Source organism: Rubellimicrobium roseum (genome assembly GCF_006152145.1).
GTDB classification, from domain to species: domain Bacteria; phylum Pseudomonadota; class Alphaproteobacteria; order Rhodobacterales; family Rhodobacteraceae; genus Rubellimicrobium; species Rubellimicrobium roseum.
Map to the genome: position 1 here is coordinate 1 of NZ_VDFV01000096.1, position 5560 is coordinate 5560.

The following is a 5560-nucleotide window of genomic DNA, read 5'->3' on the forward strand; positions in this document are numbered from 1 at the left end:
TGCGCCAAAGGGGTCCCGTTTGGACGCCGATCACCCCGGAAGCGGGGTCCTTATTCCATGCTGATCAACAGCGGAGGGCCGTCGCGCTCCGGATCCCCCGCCGCCGCTCGGACGGCGCTCCGAACCCGCTCGCCGGCAGAACAGGGGTGAGGAGGCGCAGGGACAGCGGGGCGCAGGGGCGCAGGCCCGGCCCCGACCGGCGGAGGCCCGGGCGCAAGGTCCACCTGGCCACGGACACGGCGATCGGAGAGGCCCCGAGAGGGAAGGCCACATCCGGCCGCGACGGGACCCACGATACCCGAACCGGCCAATCGGCTGTCCACCAGGCGTGGCGCTAGGGCCGTCCTCCCGATCCCACGAGGACAGGCAAACTCACCCCCCGCTTAAGTCGCGCGGCAATGCCCAGCAGAGCCCAAAGTGCCGCATGCAGCCTTCGAGTGCTTCTCTGCTCGTCATCGCCCCAAGGCACCGTCAAGGACGGACTGGAGGTCATGGATCCGGAACGGCTTGCGCAGCATCACGGCCTCCTGCCCGGCGGCGGCCTCGATGGCCTCACTGTCGGAGTAGCCGCTCATGAAGACGATCGGGAGCCCGGGTCGTTGCGCCTGTACGGCCCGCGCGACTTCGGCGCCCGTCATGTTGGGCATGGCAAAGTCCACAAGAAGCAGATCGGGTTGGCTGTCCCGAAGCATGGACAACCCGGCTGCCCCATCCTGCGCCTCCAGGACCCGGTAGCCCAAGGCGTCGAGAGAGGCGACCAGCATGGCCCGGACATCGGGGTCGTCGTCCACCACAAGGACCGTGGCCTGCGGGCCGTCCGACTTGGCATCGGGGGTCGTCTCTGGGTCGGGACCGGGCTCGGGACGCTCAATCGTTCGAGGCAAGAGGATGCGTACCGTCGTGCCTTGGCCGATCCGACTCTCGATCCGAACCGTGCCCCCGGTCTGTCGCGCGATTCCATATACCTGACTGAGGCCCAGGCCGGTGCCCTTGCCCACGTCCTTGGTCGTGAAGAACGGATCCAGAGCTCGGGCCAGCACCTCAGGCGACATGCCAGTGCCGGTGTCGATCACAGACAACTCGACATACTCGCCCGGACTGAGCTCCGCATCCTGACCCACCTGCCGAAGAGCCGTCGTGATCCGCAACTCTCCACCGTCCGGCATGGCATCCCTCGCGTTGATGGCCGTGTTGAGCACCGCCATCTCGAGCTGGGTGGAGTCGGACAGCACGGCACCATCCCCGTCCAGATCCAGCGAGAGCCGGATCATCGGTCCGAGAGACCGGCTCAGCAGATCGTGCATTCCCTGCACCATATTCGAGACGATCACCGGTTTTTGCTCGATGCGCTGTGCCCGCGAGAAGGCGAGAAGCTGCCCTGTCAGCCTTGCGCCCCGCTCGGCGGCCTGGATGCCGGCCTCAGCAAACCGCCTGACCCGCTCCACGTCGTCGGGCTTGCGGCGGATCAGGTCCAGCGAGCCGACCAGTGCGCCCAAGAGATTGTTGAAGTCGTGCGCGATGCCCCCCGTGAGCTGGCCCACGGCTTCCATCTTCTGGGCCTGTCGGAGCGTCTCCTCGGCTCGCACCTGCGCAGTCACATTGCGGCTGCTGCCGAAGATGCGGGCGATCCGGCCTTCGGCGTCCCGGATAGGCACGAGCGCGTTGTCCCAGTGCTGGGTGCCGCCCGGCAGGTCGAAGGCCTCGCGGTACTCGATGATCTCGCCGGTCTCGATCACGTTCCGATAGGCGGCGATCACCTGCTCAGCCAGGGCGGGCGGCAGAACGGCATCGATGCGCTTGCCGGCCACCTCCTTCTGTCGGAACCCCAGTTGCGTCTGATGCGCAGGGTTGACCTGCTCGATTATGAAGCCGCCGTCGGGCTCGACCCGGATCACGAAGAGCGCCTCCGCCGTGGTCTCGAAGTAAGCTCGGTAAAGGGCGTCGGCTTCGCGGCGCGCGGCCTCCGCTGCCTCAAGCGCGGCGCGGGTTTCCTTCTCGGCGGTAATGTCCCGACCAATGGCATAGAGAAGGTCACTCTCCGGTCGCACGGTCCAAGAAATCCAGCGCCAACCACCATCCTTGTGGCGATAGCGCGCCTCGAAGCCGAAAACGGGCTGGCCGGTGGCGAGTTGCCGGTATCCGGCTGCAATGCGCTCGGTGTCGTCGGGGTGCCGGATCTCGGCAACGTTGCGGCCTGTGAGCCTCTCCGGATCCCACCCGAGCACCTGTTCCCAGGCCGGGTTCACGCTCAGGTAGGTGCCATCAAGGCGGATGACCCCCATCAAGTCGGGCGCGATCCGCCAGATGCGGTCCCGCTCGGCTATGGCGCTCGCGACGCGCTGCTCCAGCGTCTCGTTGAGGTCGCGAAGAGCGGCCTCGCTGGCCTCAAGGGCGGTCCGCTCCTGGCGCAGCTCCGTCTCACGGGCAGCCAGCTCAGCGATGTGCATCTCCGCCTCTCGCTGCCGGGCCCTGGCCCGCAAGGCGGCTCGCGCCGCCGAGATCAGCGTCGCGGCATGGAGGGGTCGTTCCAAGATCGTCACGTTGCCAAGTCGCTCGGCCAAGTGAGAGGGCTGCGTATCCGAGCCATGCTTCGTGCTGAGAAGCACGATCGGCAGATCCGACCAGAGCGGTTGCCGGGTCAGCCATCCCCGGATGCGCACAAGACCGCTTTCGACAAGGGCTTCTTCGGCTAGAATGAGCGCGCCAGCGCTACCCCCATCAAGCGCATGCACCACGTCGTCGGCCGAGCCCTGGATCATGCAGTCGATGCAGGCGCCCTTGAGAATGCCGGCGATCACTTGGGCGTCGCGTCCCAAGGGCGCCAGAATGGCGATGCACTGCGCCATGAACGGCTTACCCTACCTCACGATCGGCCAGAAGCTCCCCACCGTCGCCTTGGTAGGTGGGCACACCCGTGAGGACGCCTGAGAACTGCCGCAGAGGCTCGCCGACCCGCAATCCGCCGCCGTCAATCCGGTACTCGCGAATGCTGGCCTCGTGGCCGCCGGTGCGCTTCTTCACTACCGAGAGGGCGCGCCGGAGCTCGGCCGAGGCCTCAAAGAACCGCAAGAGCAGGATCGTGTCTGCCAGATAGGTCAGGTCCACGGATGATTGCATCTGACCCACAACCCCATGCTGAGCCAAGACCAAGATTGAGAGAATGCCCTGCTGGTTCAGATACGTCAGGAGCTCGTGCATCTGCAGGAGCATGAACTGCTCTTCGGGCATCGCGTGCTGGTAGCCGGACAGGCTGTCGAGCACGACCACGCGTGCGGCCTCATTCTGAACATGACGGCGCACGATGCTCGCGAGCTCGCCAGGCGACAGCTCCGCCGGATCAACCTGCAGAAAGGCAAAGCGTTCGCCATGCGCCTGGAGATCAACTCCAAGGCCTGCCGCTCTCCTGTAGAAATTGCGCCGGGTCTCGTCGAAGCTGATGAACAGGGCGCACTCGCCGCGTCGCAGAGCCGTCACGACGTACTGAAGCGCAAGCGTCGACTTGCCCGAGCCGGCCGGTCCCATGATCAGGGTGCTTGTGCCCCGATCGAGGCCGCCGCCCAGCAGGCGGTCCAGTTCGGGCATGCCGCTCGGGACCTGCTCGCCCTCGACAAAGCCGTTGTTGTGTTCCGCCGCGATCAGACGGGGAAAGATCTCAAGGCCGCCCCGGCGAATGACGTAGTCGTGGAAGCCCCCTCGAAACGCACGACCGCGCATCTTGAAGACGCGAAGCCGTCGCCGCTCAGCACCATAGGCGATGGTGGTCTGCTCGAGCCGCACCACCCCGTGGACCAGGCTGTGCAGATTGGCATCATCCATCTCCTCGGTCAGGTCGTCGATGAACAGGACAGTGCAACCTTGCCTGGCGAAGTAGTGCTTCAGGGCCAGCACCTGGCGGCGGTAGCGCAGTGATGAGCCGGCGAGCAGGCGGATGTCGGAAAGGCTGTCGAAGACGACGCAGGCCGGCGAGAGGCGCCCGACCTCGTCCATGACCATGCGCACCGTCTCTCCGAGCTCGAGCTCAGACGAGTAGATGACGGACTGCTCGCGGCTGGGATCCAGACTGAACTCGGGGGGAACCAGTTCAAAGATCTCGATGCCATCCAGAGACCAGCCGTGGGTCTCGGCCGACTGGATCAGTTCGTCGCGCCCTTCCGACAGCGTAATGTATAGGGTGCGCTCGCCACGTGACTGCGCGGCCAGCAAGAACTGAAGGGCCAGAGTCGTCTTGCCCGAGCCGGGACGGCCCTCGATCAGGTGGGCGCGGGCTTGGGCGTAACCACCAGCCAAGATGGCATCCAGTTCGGCGCTTCCCGTCGCAACCTCTAGGCCGTCAGACACTCTGCTCTCCCGCCCAAGAACCTAAATCCACCACGGTCCGAAGCAACTCATGGACTTGGCTGGAGCAAGGCTTGGCTCTTGGCCGACCTGATCCGTCAAATGTGCTCACACGTTCTGATCGTCCACAACCAAGCCCATGATTGCGTCTCGTGGTCCGGCCTTCATGCGCTAGCGGCTTTCCTTGCGCAACAGGTCAAGCCATGAGTGGGGGCGAAAAGGTCGCGAGCCGATGCGAGTCAGGATGTCGAGCAGGTCTCAACGTCACGCGGCGTTCCCGAACGCGACAGCTTCGCGGAGCAGAAGATTGGCCAGCCCTTCTTCCGCTCCCTTCGTTGCGCCCTCGGTTGCAGCCGCGCCTTCAGTTGCAGCAGGCTCCTCGGTCACATTTGTGCCGGTTGCGGCGTCATCACCAGCCCCAAACAGGCCCAAGAGCCCGCCAAGCAGGAGCAGAAGGACCACGGCTCCGATCACGTACCATAGCCAGGAGGATCCGCGTCCCGCGGTCGTACCGGTCGTGGTCACCTTCGGGTCGCGGTAGTCGTTTGGCCCGTTTGCCAAGGTTGATCTCCTTCCCAGTCGGGCCTGCGGCTCTGCGCACGCTGAATGACTGTCCGATGTGCAAGTTCCGCCGGGCGGGTCACGTCCGTCAATGAGGTGGAGTTTCTGGGTGTAGCGGGTGCGGCCATGGTCATGCGGCCTCGGTGGAGATGAGGGTGGGGTTTTGGCCGGGCGGGGCGTCGAGCTCGGCCATGGCCTCGACCTGCATGTAGCGGTGCTGGAGCTGCCACTCGTCGTTGGCCTCGAGCAGGACGGCCCCGATCAGGCGCACGATGCTGTCCTCGTTGGGGAAGATGCCCACCACGTCGGCGCGTCGTTTCACCTCCTTGTTGAGGCGCTCGAGCGGGTTGGTGCTGTGCAGCTTGACCCGGTGCTGGCTGGGGAAGGTCATGTAGGCCAGCACGTCCGCTTCGGCTTCGTCCATGAGGGCACCCAGCTTGGGCCAGCGGGGACGGAGCTGGTCGGCGACATGCCTCCAGGTCTCGACTGCGGCTTTGTGGTCAGGCTGGAGAAAGGCCTGCCGGATGGCGGCAGCCACGACCGTGTGCTGGCCCTTGGGCACATGGGCCAGGGCGTTGCGCATGAAGTGGACCCGGGGGCTGTTGAAGAACCCTCTTTCAGGCTGCGCTGGGAGCTGGGCCGCCTGGTGTTGGTGACGCCGCGA

The 5560-nt window shown here is 65.6% G+C and carries 3 protein-coding genes; all 3 read right to left on the reverse strand.

Features of this window, described 5'->3' with window-relative positions; all coding sequences use genetic code 11:
- Positions 1–452: 452 nt before the first annotated feature.
- The gene (locus FHG71_RS22595) at positions 453–2846 is read right to left on the reverse strand and encodes a hybrid sensor histidine kinase/response regulator (RefSeq protein WP_139084017.1); all 2394 of its coding nucleotides are present in this window, start codon (positions 2844–2846) and stop codon (positions 453–455) included.
- Between the two features lie 7 nt (positions 2847–2853).
- Positions 2854–4338 (reverse strand): ATPase domain-containing protein, encoded by a 1485-nt coding sequence (locus FHG71_RS22600; RefSeq protein WP_139084019.1) that lies wholly within the window; start codon positions 4336–4338, stop codon positions 2854–2856.
- Positions 4339–5026: 688 nt separating this feature from the next.
- On the reverse strand, positions 5027–5560 hold a 534-nt coding region (locus FHG71_RS22605; RefSeq protein WP_246045576.1), incomplete at its 5' end, for a transposase.

Bases quoted from the DNA above. Each gene is read 5' to 3' on its own strand.
- FHG71_RS22595 (WP_139084017.1), bottom strand. From the start codon at position 2,846: ATGGCGCAGTGCATCGCCATTCTGGCGCCCTTGGGACGCGACGCCCAA.